At 54.3% G+C, this 15,134-nt stretch carries 17 protein-coding genes; 10 read left to right on the top strand and 7 right to left on the bottom strand.

Features of this window, described 5'->3' with window-relative positions; all coding sequences use genetic code 11:
- Positions 1–8: 8 nt before the first annotated feature.
- Both ACMGGM_RS21095 and ACMGGM_RS21090 read right to left on the bottom strand, forming a co-directional pair.
- A complete protein-coding gene (locus ACMGGM_RS21095) occupies positions 9–485 on the bottom strand; it encodes a hypothetical protein (protein WP_045134644.1) in 477 nt (158 codons plus the stop codon).
- Positions 482–1,237, bottom strand: a complete 756-nt coding sequence (locus ACMGGM_RS21090; RefSeq protein ID WP_023332627.1) for a winged helix-turn-helix domain-containing protein — start codon at positions 1,235–1,237, stop codon at positions 482–484. Before ACMGGM_RS21090 ends, ACMGGM_RS21095 begins: the two co-directional genes overlap by 4 nt.
- A gap of 308 nt (positions 1,238–1,545) precedes the next feature.
- On the opposite strand from ACMGGM_RS21090, the gene ACMGGM_RS21085 reads away from it, so the two are divergent.
- The 6 genes from ACMGGM_RS21085 (at position 1,546) to tusE (ending at position 7,781) form a co-directional block, all read left to right on the top strand.
- Positions 1,546–2,289, top strand: a complete 744-nt coding sequence (locus ACMGGM_RS21085; protein ID WP_023332626.1) for a hypothetical protein — start codon at positions 1,546–1,548, stop codon at positions 2,287–2,289.
- Positions 2,290–2,364: 75 nt separating this feature from the next.
- The gene (locus ACMGGM_RS21080; protein ID WP_023332625.1) at positions 2,365–2,871 is read left to right on the top strand and encodes a CS1 type fimbrial major subunit; all 507 of its coding nucleotides are present in this window, start codon (positions 2,365–2,367) and stop codon (positions 2,869–2,871) included.
- Positions 2,872–2,943: 72 nt separating this feature from the next.
- Positions 2,944–5,661: a TcfC E-set like domain-containing protein gene (locus tag ACMGGM_RS21075; RefSeq protein WP_045134645.1), complete on the top strand. Its 2,718-nt coding sequence runs from the start codon at positions 2,944–2,946 to the stop codon at positions 5,659–5,661.
- A gap of 1 nt (position 5,662) precedes the next feature.
- The gene (locus tag ACMGGM_RS21070) at positions 5,663–6,820 is read left to right on the top strand and encodes a CfaE/CblD family pilus tip adhesin (RefSeq protein ID WP_063434370.1); all 1,158 of its coding nucleotides are present in this window, start codon (positions 5,663–5,665) and stop codon (positions 6,818–6,820) included.
- Positions 6,821–6,830: 10 nt separating this feature from the next.
- Positions 6,831–7,382, top strand: a complete 552-nt coding sequence (locus tag ACMGGM_RS21065; protein WP_414149072.1) for a LuxR C-terminal-related transcriptional regulator — start codon at positions 6,831–6,833, stop codon at positions 7,380–7,382.
- A gap of 69 nt (positions 7,383–7,451) precedes the next feature.
- On the top strand, positions 7,452–7,781 hold the full coding sequence (gene tusE / locus ACMGGM_RS21060) for a sulfurtransferase TusE (protein WP_008499913.1): 330 nt from the start codon (positions 7,452–7,454) through the stop codon (positions 7,779–7,781).
- Here tusE and yccX read toward each other — a convergent pair.
- From yccX to ACMGGM_RS21045, 3 genes are all read right to left on the bottom strand, one after another.
- Positions 7,778–8,059, bottom strand: a complete 282-nt coding sequence (gene yccX, locus ACMGGM_RS21055; RefSeq protein ID WP_023332620.1) for an acylphosphatase — start codon at positions 8,057–8,059, stop codon at positions 7,778–7,780. The genes tusE and yccX overlap by 4 nt on opposite strands.
- A gap of 11 nt (positions 8,060–8,070) precedes the next feature.
- Positions 8,071–8,799 carry an AraC family transcriptional regulator gene (locus ACMGGM_RS21050; RefSeq protein WP_198923225.1) on the bottom strand — a complete coding sequence of 243 codons (729 nt, stop codon included), beginning with the start codon at positions 8,797–8,799 and terminating at the stop codon, positions 8,071–8,073.
- A 70-nt stretch (positions 8,800–8,869) separates the two neighbouring features.
- Complete coding sequence (locus tag ACMGGM_RS21045) at positions 8,870–9,427, bottom strand: kinase inhibitor (protein WP_014883261.1); 558 nt, start codon at positions 9,425–9,427, stop codon at positions 8,870–8,872.
- Between the two features lie 174 nt (positions 9,428–9,601).
- Here ACMGGM_RS21045 and rlmI point away from each other — a divergent pair, with 174 nt between their 5' ends.
- Positions 9,602–10,792: a 23S rRNA (cytosine(1962)-C(5))-methyltransferase RlmI gene (gene rlmI / locus ACMGGM_RS21040; RefSeq protein WP_045134648.1), complete on the top strand. Its 1,191-nt coding sequence runs from the start codon at positions 9,602–9,604 to the stop codon at positions 10,790–10,792.
- 60 nt (positions 10,793–10,852) lie between these two features.
- Positions 10,853–11,170: a heat shock protein HspQ gene (gene hspQ, locus ACMGGM_RS21035; protein WP_008499919.1), complete on the top strand. Its 318-nt coding sequence runs from the start codon at positions 10,853–10,855 to the stop codon at positions 11,168–11,170.
- A gap of 36 nt (positions 11,171–11,206) precedes the next feature.
- On the opposite strand, the gene ACMGGM_RS21030 is transcribed toward hspQ, so the two are convergent.
- On the bottom strand, positions 11,207–11,620 hold the full coding sequence (locus ACMGGM_RS21030; RefSeq protein WP_045134649.1) for a CoA-binding protein: 414 nt from the start codon (positions 11,618–11,620) through the stop codon (positions 11,207–11,209).
- A gap of 173 nt (positions 11,621–11,793) precedes the next feature.
- Between ACMGGM_RS21030 and csgI the strand changes: the two genes are divergently transcribed.
- Positions 11,794–12,456: a curli synthesis inhibitor gene (gene csgI / locus ACMGGM_RS21025; protein WP_032637051.1), complete on the top strand. Its 663-nt coding sequence runs from the start codon at positions 11,794–11,796 to the stop codon at positions 12,454–12,456.
- An 80-nt stretch (positions 12,457–12,536) separates the two neighbouring features.
- Entirely contained in the window at positions 12,537–12,995 is a 459-nt protein-coding gene (gene mgsA, locus ACMGGM_RS21020; protein ID WP_008499922.1) for a methylglyoxal synthase, read from the top strand.
- A 58-nt stretch (positions 12,996–13,053) separates the two neighbouring features.
- Here the strand turns inward: mgsA and helD are convergent, their stop codons facing one another.
- Positions 13,054–15,108 carry a DNA helicase IV gene (helD, locus tag ACMGGM_RS21015; RefSeq protein ID WP_045269354.1) on the bottom strand — a complete coding sequence of 685 codons (2,055 nt, stop codon included), beginning with the start codon at positions 15,106–15,108 and terminating at the stop codon, positions 13,054–13,056.
- Positions 15,109–15,134 lie beyond the last annotated feature (26 nt).

Here is a 15,134-nt window from a genome sequence, read left to right as displayed (position 1 = left end):
TTTTTGTCTTATTCTCCCCGGCAGATATAGGTAGGATAACGCCGGTCCTGAATCAGCCACACGGCGGGCGATAGTTCAGAGATCGTCAGGTAGTAACGTGCGGTCGGATAGGCGAAGCTTCCCCATTGAGCATCCGGGGTATTGTCATTGTGTCGACGCCGGGTTTTGGTGTAGCTCAATACAATGACGTTATCATCTTTCCGTTGCTCCCAGGTAAAGTCGACATCCCTGTCAACGATCAAACATTGCCCGCCAGCCCTTGCCGCGCCTTTGTAAGTCGTCAACCCGGTTCCATCCTGATGAAAATAGAACTGAGCAAAGGTATTGACCTTCACCTCACTTGCTTTTCCCTCATTGCGCGTGAAATTAAATTCTGTACTGCAGGCAAGCACATCCTTTTTACCCAGGCCGCCAGAACAGTAAAAAAGCGCTATTGCACCACCAACCAGTACACCGCTCAGCCCAAAAATAAGTTTTATTTTCATTTTTCAGCCCCGCTTTTATAACGAATGGTTTTGCACAGTCTGGTTTTACTTCCCGGGCAGGCACCAATGAAAACCTCATCCGCGGCGGAAATAGCAAAACGGGCGCTGAAATAATAAATATTATACTCTTCTCGCTCGCATGCCACGTTATTCGCCTCCAGCTGTTTCGCTAATTTCGATAACACTAACGGCCGTCCATGATCGTTAATTATCCAGATACTGCAACGCGCAATTTTTTCCTTAACTGGCGTGAGTTTCGCCGGAACGGTTATCCCCTGCGGGCGGCTAAAGTACAGGCAGCCCCCTAGTGCAGCGACGATCGCGACCGCCGTAATCGCCCCCCTTTTCAGGAACGTGCGCCGCGGCTTTACGTCTTGCTGTTCAACCGGAGACTGAGAATCAACGGGTTGAATATTCTCCCGAGGCTGAAAAATCACATCGGCCTCAAAACGAAATCCATAGCGGGGTACGGTCACGATAAATTCATGCCCCTCTCCCAGCGACTGGAAGCTTTTACGTAATTCGCTTACCGCTTTATTGAGATTATTTCCTGATGGCGTAAAGCCGAACGCTTCCCACACGCGCGCGATCAATTCATCCCGGCTAAGGTCACGACCTCTGTGCTTAATAAACTCCTGTAAAAGACGAACGGCCGGTGCCGAAAGCGTTAATACAGACTCGGGTTGTCCAACAAGACTTATTGCATGTGCTTCAGGATCGAATAACAACGAATTATTGCATATAAAAAACATCTTTTATTCTCGGCTGTTACCGCATGCTTTTTAATCCCTGGTACATCGACATGAAAACCACCTCCTGATCTGCTTATTTTGTAATCAGAAGGAATTTTCTTCCCATCCCTGGTCGCGGTATTTTCGCTTAACTATACAACCTTAAAGACAGAAAAGCAGGATAAAAAACTGTATTTAACGAGTTAATTAATACAAATTTTCACAAACCGCTGTTCTGGTTAAAGTTTCCCTGCCCTGAAGCGATACGAAAGCAGACGGTGTCCTGGTGTTAACGCGCCACCGATGAACTCAGAGCAGGCAGGCAGAATGTGAAACAGAAAAAAAGAGTGAACATGACAACCGCCTTTTATGTCGCCGCGCTGTCATTACCATTTTTCTCAGAAATGGCAATGGCCAATATGAGCGTGTACCCGATGGAACTTAACGTGGATAAGTCCGGGGCGGCGCAAATAAAAGTGGCTTCAAAAACGGATGATATTCAGTTCATTCGGGTGAGGCAAAAGAAAATTCTTAATCCCGGCACTGCCGACGAAAAAGAGATTGATGTCGCCTCGTGGAAAGAAGGTGGCGTTGTTGTGACGCCAGAAAAATTTGCCCTGGCGGCTGGCGCAATGCGCGTCGTTCGTCTGGTATCGCTCACGCCACCGGAAAAAGAGACCACCTGGCGCGTCTATTTTGAAGGGGTAAAGCAACCTGACAGCATTATTCCAGGTCAGGCAGAAAGCGCTGCGGCGAAGGCGACTTTGGGCGTCAATGTCATCTGGGGCGCCCTGATCCACCTCGCCCCGGAAAAAAGTGTGGTTTCACTCTCGATAGACCCTCGCAGGGGGACATTAAAAAACAACGGTACGCTGCGCGTGCCGCTGAGAGAGATCGGTATTTGTGACGCAAATTCGTCGTGTAAATGGATTAAAGAAGACGCGACGATTTATCCAGACACCGAACGGAAATTAAAAACGCTCACAAAGACACAAGGCCATAAATATAAATTCCGCTACTTCAACTGGGTGAATAAAACCGCTGAAGAAGCTGATTTACCCGTCGTGCAATAACACGACGTTACCGTAAAGACCCCAAAGGGTTTGTTTAAAGAGCCAGGGTGCTCATTTGTAAATATGGAGATATCAATGCGTAAGTATTTTAAACCCCTGATGATTGTTGCCGCGATGACCACGTCCGTTAGCGCGCTGGCGATCCAAAAAGATATTACCGTCAACGCCAGCGTTGATTCACAGCTGGATATGACCCAGGCCGATAATACGCCGCTGCCGGCAAGCATCGATATGCAGTACCTGCCAGGCCGCGGTCTGGAAAGCTACCGCCTGAATACCAAGGTATGGTCTAACTCCGCCACCAGCAACGTGAAAGTCCGTCTGGTGAGTGCCGCGAAGCTGGCAAATGCCGACGGTGCTGAGTCCATCCCAATGACGGTGAAGCTGGGCGATAAAACCCTCTCTACCGCCGATGTTGAATATACCGGTACCGAACTGTTCCCGGGGAGCATTGAAAACGGTTCAGCGGTACTGCCGCTGACCATTTCTCAGACCACCAAAGGCATTCTGAAAACAGGTCAGTACAGCGGCGTTGTCAGCCTGATGCTGACGCAAGCGACGACCACGGAAGGCGGTGCGTAACACCACAGCACCTAAGGAATAACGTCAGAGGGTGCCCACCCTCTGACGTCAGGATGATGTCGAGGCTCGTTCATGGCGTTTCACAGAAATACTCTCCTCTTTGTTGCTTTGTTACCCGCTTCCATCCAACTCGCCTGTGCCGGGATGACCGTCCCGGCAGGTTTTGAAGATCTGGCGAAAACCCAGCGCCTGTGGACAGAGGTAAACCTCTATGGCGAGTCGCTTGGCCTGTTTGAAACGGATATCACGCTTGAAACGGTCAGTTTTGTCGCACCTGAAACCGTTGTAGCAGCCATCAAACGACGGTTTAACGACGACCCTGCTCTCGTTGCCACCGTGTCTGCCACGCTGGCCGTTCCGCTTGCCCGTAACGGCAACCTGGCCTGCAGCAGCAACAGCTCCGCAGCGGGCTGCGATTACATTGATACCGGCCGCGCGGCCATTATCTATGACGAGAATAACGCCCGTATTAGCCTGTTTTTAGACAAGAAATTCCTGCCTAAAGCCACCGCGGAAAATCAGTGGTATCAGCCCACGCAGGACACCGAAAATGCGCTTATCCATCAGCAGAATGTTAATTTTGTTGCCGACAGGGATTATCAGTCAGCCACCGTGCAGGGCAATGGCGCGCTGGCGCTCACGCAGGACGGCTATGTTAACCTCGACTGGACCTGGCTGGGACAGCGTTCAAGGCACCAGCAGCAACAGGAAATCACCGTTAACAATGCCTGGTTCCGCCAGGATATCTTGCGCCAGTACTATGTCCAGCTGGGCGAAATGGATACCCGCGATCTGTTCAGTAATGCTGGTGGAAATATCAACCTCAGCCAGCTGCCGCTGGGGAAAATTCGCGGCGTGCGCGCAGGCTCAACACGGGCGTGGATAAATCCGGTTCAGCAGTCAAAGGGAACCCCTATCACCGTGCTGCTTTCCCATGACGCGCGTATTGATGCCCGCCGTGGCAGTCAGCTGCTGGCCAGCTTTTACCTGAATGCCGGGGCGCAAACTCTCGACACGCGATCGTTTCCGGACGGGAGCTACACCGTCACGCTGTCGGTCTATGAAAATAACCGGCTAACGCGTACCGAGCAGGTGCCGTTTACCCGAACCGGCATTACGCCATTCGACCGCGTCGAGTGGTTCCTGCAGGCGGGTGAAACCGACAATAGCGATCAAAACGAAGAACCCAGCGCGGTTGCGCAGGCGGGCGTACGCCTGCCCGTCACCGAGACCTTAGCGCTTACCAGCGGAGCAACGATAAAGCAAAACCAGCGCTTCCTGGAAAATGCGCTCGACTGGAGCCGGGGCTTCAACGCGGGCCCGATCGACGGCGTGCTGAGTACCCGGTTTAGCTACCTTTACGGCAGCGAAGGCCAGCGCGGCAATATTCAGCAAATCAGCTACAACGACGGTTTTTCACTGAGCCTCTATCGCAACGCGCTATCAGCGGAAAACTGCAACAACCGAAGCGCCGGGTTTGACGCCGTGAACGGCTGTTATCGCACCCTCTCGGTGATGTTTTCCGTCCCTGTCGGCGTCTGGTATGCGAGCCTCGGCTATTCGGATAACCGCAACGAAGGACGGTACGTTTCACGCCGGGAGCTGCCGGATAGCGACGATCGCCACGATGCGGGTTTGCCGTGGGAATCGGTCTATATGACCCGCTCGCGCTCGCGGGCCTGGCAGGGAGGTCTGAGCAATGCCTTTAGCACCCATGGTCTGAACATTAACAGCAGCGTTAACCTCTTCATGCGCAACGATGATGCCCGCGACGGCAGGGACAAAGGCGGCTACCTGAGCGTGAGCCTGTCCATGGCGCATAACCGTCAGGGTGATGCATCTAGCTATACCTCTCTGGGGGCGACCTGGCAGCACCAGCAGCGTGAAAAAAATCAGCTGAGCTACAACGTGGCGCATAACTGGTACAGCGATGCACGCGGTGAAAACGAGTACGGCCTTAGCGCATCAGGCATTAACAGCGACTCGCTGAATACCTCAGCCTATACGCGCCAGGGCGGGCGATATGGCAACGGCAGTCTGACCGTCAGCGACGCCTGGGATCGTCAGGACAGACGCCATACGCTGAGCACCAGCGGCAACTACAGCTCGACACTTGCGCTGTCGCGTTCTGGCCTGTGGCTGGGCCGCTGGAGCGACGGACGCCCTGCTTCCGCCGTCGCGGTTAACGTTGCCACACCGACTGATACCCAGGCTCCAAGCGTTGCCGTGTCGCTGGATAACAGCGGGAGCGCAGACATTCCGGGTAATAGCCGCGCCCTCTTCGCCGTACCGGGCTACCAGCAGACCACGTTGACGATTAACGAATCGCTGGATGTATCCCGGGGAGCCAGCAGTGAGATCACGCAAGGTTCAGGCAGCAGAACGCTGTTTATGGTGCCAGGCAAACTGCTGCGTCGGGATGTGCAAACCACCGCAAGCTACACCTGGCTCGGCCAGTTAACCGACGAGCGTCATTCGCCGTTTATCGGTGGTGTGCCGCTGAACGTTAACGGCTGGAGCGATCTCGGCAACGGCGGATTCAGCGCCCAGAGCGATGCCCTGCTGCATAACCTCTACCTGGTGCGTCAGCAGCAGTTTTATCAGTGCGAACTCAACGTGAAAAGTATGCGCGACGTGGTGCGCTATGTCGGCTCAATTCCTTGTCGGGAATTAACCTTCTCGGCCCTGCCGGATGCCGTCCAGCAGCAGGCGCAGCTGATGCTCGCCGGACGGTCGGTACCTGCCGGGCCAACTGCCATGAACGCCGACAACCTCACTAAAGGGAAATGATGTGATGAAGTACCTCTTTATTTTACTGTTGTTAAGCCTGTGGACAGGCCAGACGCTGGCGGGCGCCCCTGCGGGACGAAACACCAGCGTTGGGATCAGCTTCGATCGCACGGCACCGCCTGCACGTTTCGATATCTGGTTGCATGAATCGGGCGGCTTTGACACCGCCGACCCGCAAAAGTGGGGACGTAATACCCTGACCTGTCAGTCCCGGACCGACGCCACGTACGGGGCCTGCATGAACTCTCCGGTCTGGTTCTCGGGTAACCCGGCCGCGCCCTATGCCATCAATTTACGTTTCACGCATACCCTCACCAGCAAGACGGTGGATATCAAGGTGTATGGCGATCACTACATGTTTATCAACAATAAAGTGTTTACCTTCGCCAGCTTTGTGACAGGCGGAACAGCCACAATTGCTGACTGGAACAGAGAGCCCTACTTCGATTTCTATATTGTGAAAAGCGAACTGGATAAGCTCGCCCTGCCGGGGATCTGGACCGCAACGCTGAAGCAGAACCTGCGTCAATGGGGGAGCGCCGACTGTGGCGGGAACTTCAATGACGTAAACGTCGGATGCCCTGGCTATCTCACTATCGCCAGGTGGCAGGCAAACATTCGCATTGAGGTGGTCGATCCGGGTAATCAGCAGATTTATCTGCCGGCATTTCCGCACTCCACGCCCATCGTTAACCTCAACCTGACTAACTTCCCGGGGCGGCCGGGTGGCAGTGAGATCCAGGGAGAAAATGCGCTGGATATGTGCCTGTACGATGGTAAAAACAGCACCAGCACCCGCACCTACCTTCGGTTTGAGGACGACGGACTCGCCTCAGCGGGCCGTACTGAAGGTGCGTTTTCAATCAGGCGACGCGGAGGAAGCCAGACCGATGCGCGAGACCGTCTCGACTATCAGGTCTTTGTCACCCATCCCATCACAGGCGCAACAGACATCGTCGCTAACGGTAAAACCGTGGTCTGGCAAGGGACTAACGATCCGCAGTATCTGCGTCAGGTCGTCCTTCCCGGCGGACGCGAGAGCGTACTGTGCGTGCCAGCTCCTATTATCCTGAAAACCCCTTCATTTACTGCCAGCAGCAAAAATGCCGGGGATTACACCGGCACGCTACGCATTATCTACACACCCAGTACGTTATAAGGAGGCCGCCGTGAATTACATTATTCTTGATAATAATCGCTTTTATGCCGAAGGTTTACGCTACGCCCTTCTGCGCCGTAACGCTCAAATGCTGGTTGAAAGCGGCGCGGTAACGTGGCGCCATTCGTTATTGGCCTGCGACACCCTCGTTGTGCGCTGCCGCTTTTCCGTCGCCGGGACGCATCAGGCGCTGGTTGAGATTCTGCTTCAGCTAGAGGCCAGCCGCTGGGAAGGAACGCTTTATCTGGTGTGCAATGAAAAAGGCTGGGCGCTGGCCACGCATCTGCGAAAGCGTTTTGCCACGCTGACCTCATATATTATTGATGACAGAATTGCCGTCGCAGATGCAGCGTATCTGCTTGCAAAAGAGCCCCGTCGGGTCCGTAGCCTGAATTGTTGCCTGACGGGCATGGAGTTCAATGTTCTCGACAGGCTGGTTAACGGGCAATCGGTAAGACATGTTGCGACAATGACGCAGATGAGCGAAAAACAGGTCTCGACGTACAAATGCAACGCGTTAAAAAAGCTGAATGCCAACAATCTGCTACAGCTTCTTCTGTAGACCGAAGTTTCTCATGCCGCCCCTTCTTTGCTAGACTAGGGGCGGTTTTTACTTTATCGACAGAGCACTATGTTCATTTTTGCAGGCCAGGAAATTGAGACCGATAGCGAAGGCTATCTGAAAGATACCACGCTATGGAGCGAGCCACTGGCGGAAAAAATCGCCGAAAACGAAGGTATCACCCTCTCCCCCGAACACTGGGAAGTCGTGCGTTTTGTGCGCGAATTTTATCTCGAATTTAATACCTCTCCGGCGATCCGCATGCTGGTGAAAGCGATGGCCAATAAGTTTGGCGAAGAGAAAGGCAACAGCCGCTATCTGTATCGTCTGTTTCCGAAAGGCCCGGCTAAACAGGCCACCAAAATTGCTGGCCTGCCAAAGCCGGTGAAGTGCATTTAATAACGAATACTGAAGTTCTCGTATTCCCGGCCGGGTTGATGCGGTTCTGTTAGCACCCTGTCAACCCGCGCGCTGCGCGGGCCACCCGCTTTCAGCCACACCATCAGTTTTTCTACCTGCTTCGCGTCGCCACAGGCGACCACCTCAACGCTGCCGTCATCCATGTTTCGCGCATAGCCCGTGATCCCGAGCTGAAGAGCCTCACGCTGGGTGCTGTAGCGGAACCCGACGCCCTGAACGATGCCGTGAACCCAGGCAATAGTGCAAACTTTTGACATTTTTCTTCTCCTTAACGTAGCGTTTTCGGCAAACAGCCGTAGTGCTGCCGAAAACGGGCGGTGAAACGAGAACTGGAAAGATACCCACATTGTAATGCGATTTCGCCAATGGGTAATCGGGTCGATTGCAGCTGTGACAGCGCAACGGCCATTCTCACCTCTTCCACGATCTGGCGAAAACTCTGCGACTCTTCACGCAACTTTCTGCGCAGCGTCGGCACGCTTAAGGCCAGACGGCTTGCGATATCCTGCGCAGTCCAGGATCTGGCCGGCGATAGCATGATGAACTGTCGCACCTGCTCAGTCAGGTTACTGCTTCGCTCAATAAGCAGCGGACCTGCCACGCCTTCATGCAGCAATGCCAGCAAAAGACCGAAGGCCTGATGTTTTTGTAACGCCTCCGGTAAATCCTGACGCACGGCGTGCAGCAGGTTATCCCACATAAACGCCAGCCCCTCGCTCAACGGGACACAAAGGGAATGTAACGTCGTGCCCGGCCAGGATTTCAGGTAATGCGCTTTAAACTCGGCCAGGATTTCTGGCGACAACATCAGCAAGTCCGATCGAAACATGCCGTTCGCAGGCTGATTAATAATCTCCATTGACGTATTGGCCGGGATAATAATCAGCGCATCCCTCGTTGCCACCAGGCGCTTGTCATCCTGAACAATGACCTTACTGCCGTGAGTAATGTGACAAATGGCTGGAAAAAAAAGTTTAACCTGGTGCAGGCGATGCATTTTGCTGGCACTGACTTCGCCCGCCGTCAGCTGTTTATGTTGAAGGTAAAACTCCTGCACCGGGTCATCCTTATCTGCTGTACGTTGCGGTTAACTGTGTTTTTCCCAGAACGTGACTGTTTATCATATAACCGACCAGCGCGCCGCTGGCATTGTTATCAAGGGGCAGTGTGTCCACGTTCAGCGCCCAGACGGTAATCTGGTAACGGTGCGGTTTGTCTCCCTCGGGTGGACATGCGCCGCCAAATCCAGAATAACCGAAGTCATTACGCCCCTGCACAGCGCCAGCGGGTAATTTTTCACTCTTTGGGTTACCCGCGCCCGCGGGCAGTGCCATTGTTTTCGCAGGAATATTGGCGACTGTCCAGTGCCACCAGCCACTGCCGGTGGGGGCATCGGGGTCATATACCGTGATGGCAAAACTTTTCGTACCGGCTGGCGGATGTTTCCATGCAAGCTGCGGAGACTGATTATCACCGTGGCAGCCAAAACCGTTGAACACCTGCTGTTGCGCTAAACGGTGCTCCCCGGAGATATCCTGACTGGTGATACTGAAAGGCGTTGCCGCTAAAACCTGAAAACTTATCGCCGCCAGAGCGGTTGTTGCTATTACACTGCGCTTTTTCATGGGGGAGTCCTTTGCTGAACGGGAAGCCCCAATGTAAGGCACGCGGCCATACCGTAATGTGCTTAAGCGATTTGATTTTGTGCCGAAACGCTCAAAGGCATCCACAGATGATTGCGACTTGCTGAATGTGATAATCTACGTGCCATTTCCCTGAAATCGACAGAACAGCAAATTATGAGTGTACGTTTAGTGTTAGCCAAAGGGCGCGAGAAATCCTTACTGCGCCGTCATCCCTGGGTTTTTTCTGGCGCAGTTGCCCGCATGGAAGGCAAAGCCAGCCTCGGAGAAACCATTGATATCGTTGACCATCAGGGGAAATGGTTAGCGCGAGGCGCATACTCGCCTGCGTCCCAGATCCGCGCTCGCGTCTGGACCTTCGATAAAGATGAAACCATTGATATCGACTTCTTCATTCGCCGCCTGCAGCAGGCGCAGCAGTGGCGTGAGTGGCTGGCAAAGCGTGACGGTCTGGACAGCTATCGTCTGATCGCCGGTGAGTCCGACGGCCTGCCGGGTGTGACCATCGATCGCTTCGGCAACTTCCTGGTGCTGCAACTCCTGAGCGCCGGAGCGGAATACCAGCGTGCCGCGCTGATTAGCGCGCTGCAAACGCTGTTCCCGCAGTGTGCCATTTACGACCGCAGCGATGTGGCAGTGCGCAAAAAAGAGGGCATGGAGCTGACTCAGGGGCCTGTAACGGGCGAACTGCCACCAGCCCTGCTGCCCATCGAAGAACATGGCATGAAGCTGCTGGTGGATATTCAGGGCGGTCACAAAACGGGCTATTACCTTGACCAGCGCGACAGCCGTCTGGCGACCCGCCAGTACGTCGCCGACAAGCGCGTACTTAACTGCTTCTCCTATACCGGCGGTTTTGCCGTTTCGGCGCTGATGGGTGGCTGTGCGCAGGTCGTCAGCGTGGATACGTCACAGGAAGCGCTTGACGTGGCAAAACAAAACGTCGAGCTAAACAAGCTGGATTTGAGCAAAGCGGAGTTTGTACGCGACGACGTTTTCAAGCTGCTGCGTAAATATCGCGATCAGGGCGAGAAGTTCGACGTTATCGTGATGGATCCCCCTAAGTTTGTGGAGAATAAAAGCCAGCTGATGGGCGCCTGCCGCGGGTACAAAGATATCAACATGCTGGCCATCCAGCTGCTGAACCCGGGTGGCGTTCTGCTGACGTTCTCCTGCTCCGGTCTGATGACCACAGATTTATTTCAGAAAATCATCGCCGATGCCGCAATAGATGCTGGTCGTGATGTACAATTTATAGAGCAGTTCCGTCAGGCAGCCGATCATCCCGTGATTGCTACCTACCCGGAAGGGCTGTATCTGAAAGGGTTTGCCTGTCGCGTCATGTAACTTGAAAAGAGAAATATTGACCACACATAACGTGTAAGTCGTATTTCCCGGGAGGTGACTATGATTGCCAGCAAATTCGGTATCGGCCAGCAGGTCCGCCACACTTTGCTAGGGTATTTGGGTGTGGTCGTCGATATCGACCCGGAGTATTCCCTTGATGAACCGTCAGCAGACGAGCTGGCGGTTAACGCCGAGCTTCGCGCTGCGCCGTGGTACCATGTGGTGATGGAAGGTGACGACGGACAACCCGTTCATACCTACCTTGCCGAAGCGCAGCTGAGTAGTGAGTTGCAGGAAGAGCATCCGGAGCAACCTACGATGGATGAACTTGCTCAGACCATCCGTAAACAGCTACAGGCTCCGCGCCTGCGGAACTAAGCGTGTAAAAAAAGCCCGATAACGGGCTTTTTTTTATTATTTCGCCAGCCCCAGACGGGGGATCTCAATCGCCGGGCATCGGTCCATGACCACCTTCAGACCCGCTTCACGCGCCAGTACGGCCGCCTGCTCGTTAATCACACCCAACTGCATCCACAGGGTTTTCGCCCCGACGGCAATAGCATCCTCCGCTACGCCCCATGCGGCCTCGGAATTACGGAAGACATCGACCATATCAATTTTTTCGGGTACGTCAGCGAGCGTCGCATACCCTTGCTGGCCCAGCAACGTTTTCCCCGCCACTTTTGGCGAGACCGGGATGACGTGATAACCCTGATCGAGAAGGTATTTCATCACCCGATAGCTGGGACGATCGGGTTTATCACTCGCGCCCACCAGCGCAATGGTCCGCGTGGATGTCAAAATCTCAGCAACATCATTCTCTTTCATGGTTTTTCTCCTAGCTTTTTTAAAAGTGTACGCCAAAGCGCACATCTCAACCATCCATCCCATACAGATGCATGAGGGCAAAACGGCAAAATATGTCTATATGTTAGTAAACGTGATTATCGAAAAATTTAGATACATTAATGCGGCGACAGTATGTCTGACGGGAGCCTCCTATGAAAACCGGTATTGCCACGGCTCTGATTGCGTTAGTGATGCCGGTTTGCGTATTTGCTACCACGCTTCGGCTCTCTGGCGACATTGATCTTCTGGTACTGGACGGAAAAAAAGTGTCCAGCTCATTATTACGCGGTGCTGACAGCATCGAATTAGATAACGGCCCCCATCAACTGGTCTTTCGGGTAGAAAAATCGATTGGCCTGGCTAACCATGAGCAACGACTGTACATCTCTCCGCCGCTGATTATCAGCTTTAATACCCGGCAAATCAGTCAGGTGAACATTACCCTGCCTCGCCTTGAAACAGAAAAGGAATCGGCGGCCTTTGACGCCTCGCCGCGCATTGAACTGCTGGACGGCGATGCGATGCCGATCCCGGTGAAGCTGGATATTCTGGCATTAACCACGTCCCCGAAAGTCCCGGATTACGAGGCGGCTACGCAGGTTTATAACAAAGCCGGTAAACGTGCCTCCCTTCCGCAGTTTGCCACCCTGATGGCCGACGACAGTACGCTACTTTCCGGCGTATCGGAACTGGATGTTATCCCGCCTCAGTCCCAGACGCTGACGGAACAGCGCCTGAAATTCTGGTTCCAGCAGGCCGATCCCGACACGCGGGCCCGATTTTTACAGTGGGCAAAGCAACAACCTTCATCCTAAGCCACATTTTTTTCGCCTGAGGCTTGCAGCGTCAGGCGCTTCCCGTCATCGTGTAGTCAGTTAACCTGATGGATATGATTATGGAACTGACAACACGCACGCTGCCTGAACGCAAACACATTGCACTGGTGGCGCACGATCACTGTAAACAAATGCTTCTTAACTGGGTGCGCCGCCATCAGTCTTTGCTGGAAAAGCATGCCCTTTCAGCGACCGGCACCACCGGAAACCTGATCCAGCGCGAAACGGGTCTGGAGGTCAATGCGATGCTGAGCGGCCCGATGGGCGGCGATCAGCAGGTCGGCGCGCAGATTTCCGAAGGGAAGATTGACGTGCTGATCTTCTTCTGGGATCCGCTGAACGCGGTTCCGCACGATCCCGATGTTAAAGCCCTGCTGCGTCTGGCGACGGTGTGGAATATTCCGGTGGCGACAAACCTCTCGACGGCGGATTTCATCATCGAATCACCGCAGTTCAATTCGCCGGTTGATATCCTGATTCCGGACTATCAGCGTTATCTTTCTGAGAGACTGAAGTAGCTTTTTTGCCGGGTGGCGGCTTTGCCTTACCCGGCCTACCCATCCTTGCCCGTCGTCGCTACGGCTTTCTCGCTACCGGCACATCAATACTCTTCAGAATATCGACAAACACGGATGGCTCCGCTTTATTGAACAGCAGCCAGACGCGGTGACGTGCGCGCGTCATTGCCACATAAAGCAAACGTCGCTCTTCGGCATCCGGGAAATCTTCCGGCACCGGCAGTAGGGCCTGTTCCATCACCGATTCACGGGCCGGAGCCGGGAAACCGTCGCTGCCCTCTTTCAGCCCCATCACAATCACATAATCGGCCTGCTGCCCTTTGCTGGCGTGAATAGTCATAAATTCAAGCTGCAGTTTCGGCCAGCGGGTAGCTGCTTTTTCCAGCGCTGCAGGTTTAAGGTGATGATAACGCGCCAGCACCAGGATACGCTCATCGGGCTTCGCATAGCCGCTGAGCTTGTCCAGCAGCGGTTCCAGCTGGTCATCCGCCAGCAGGGTGACGGCTTTTTTATCCCCAGGCCGCAGGCTGTTAAGCGGCTTGGTCAGCTGATGCGGGTTTTGCTGGATAAAACGGTTGGCGATTTCACCAATCCGGGAGTTGAAGCGATACGTGGTGTCCAGATCGCTGCGATCCCCTTCACCAAAATAGTGGTGGAACGCGGTCGTGAGTGAAAGCTGTGCGCCGCTGAAGCGATAGATAGCCTGCCAGTCATCCCCCACCGCAAACAGCGAGGTATGTTTATTTTGCGCCCGTAGCGCACAGAGCAGTGCTGCGCGCTGGGGTGAGATATCCTGAAACTCATCCACCAGAATATGTTTCCACGGACTGACAAAACGTCCTTTCTCAAGAATGACGATCGCCTGATGGATTAAACCGGAAAAATCGACGGCATTTTCCGCCTTCAACGCGGCTTTCCAGGCTTTTAAGAGCGGAGCCATCAGTTTAACCCGCTTCGAAAACAGATCGCGCATCCCCTCTGGCGCACCTTCAATCATTTCAGCCTGTGAGCCACCGTGCATCCGCATCAGGCTGACCCAACGGTCAAGACGCGATCCCAGCCGACGCGCCAGTTTATCATCCTGCCAGAAACTGCCTTCCGGCACTGCCCAGTTGAGCTCCTCTTCCAGCCACTGACGCCACCCTTTCGCCTGCGCTTTTTTCTCACTGCACTGCTGACGCCACGTTTTGATAAACAGCGCCTGGCGCGCCTGCGTGTCGTTTTCCAGTTTACTGACGGAAGGCACTTTTTTACTGCCCTGCTGAATGATATGCAGCGCAAGGGCATGGAAGGTTCTGGCAGTAATGTCCCGGGTATGCAGACGCTGCTGAATGCGTTCGTCCATCTCCTCAGCAGCCTTACGGCCAAAAGCCAGCAGCAGAATCTGATCGGCAACCGCTTCGCCGGTCGTCAGAAGCCAGCCTGCACGCGCCACCAGTACCGACGTTTTGCCGCTTCCTGCCCCCGCAAGCACCAGCAGCGACTGCTCGCCATTGACCACCGCGCGAGCCTGCGCAGGGTTGAGCGGCGAAGATTCCACCGTACTGAAAAAGTCGGCGTACTGGGTCAGCATGGCATCTGTCCAGGCCTGGTTATGCGCCAGCCGACTCTTATCCCTATCGTTCAGCCAGGCCTGACACTGACGCCAGGCGTCGCGACAGTTGTCGAACTCATCAAGACGCGTTACGGCAATCGGCAGGGCCGAGAGAGCCTGGCGAATCTTTTGCTGCAGCCCGGCAGTCTGCTGGCGGGTCAACCACGTTTGTTGCGCGTTGCTCTGGGCGATCTCGTCCAGCACCTGGTGCAGAACCTGGGCGGCAATCACGCTCATGTCGTGACTCCACTGCTGCCAGCGGGCGTTCAGGTGGTGATGAAAACGCTGGGTTTCCGCCCACTCGGTGCCGTGAAGACGCACGACTTTATCGTCTGGCAGAACAAACTCCAGCTCACCCCATACCAGCCCACGCTTACAGTGGATGGCCAGAAGCTGATTAAACGGAATAAGGTATTCGTGGCGTTCTCCGGAGACTTTCACCCCGGCGTTGAGCAAAACAACGCTGTCATAGGGGTGTTGCGCCAGGCGTTTGCCTAATGAAGTTGCTTTCAGTTCCATGTCCCGCCAAATCCACGAAGAGATAA

Source organism: Enterobacter sp. BNK-14, assembly GCF_047456095.1.
In the GTDB taxonomy this organism is placed as follows: domain Bacteria; phylum Pseudomonadota; class Gammaproteobacteria; order Enterobacterales; family Enterobacteriaceae; genus Enterobacter; species Enterobacter kobei.
Note: the sequence above shows the minus strand (reverse complement) of the source record. Positions and strands in the feature narration are given on the sequence as shown.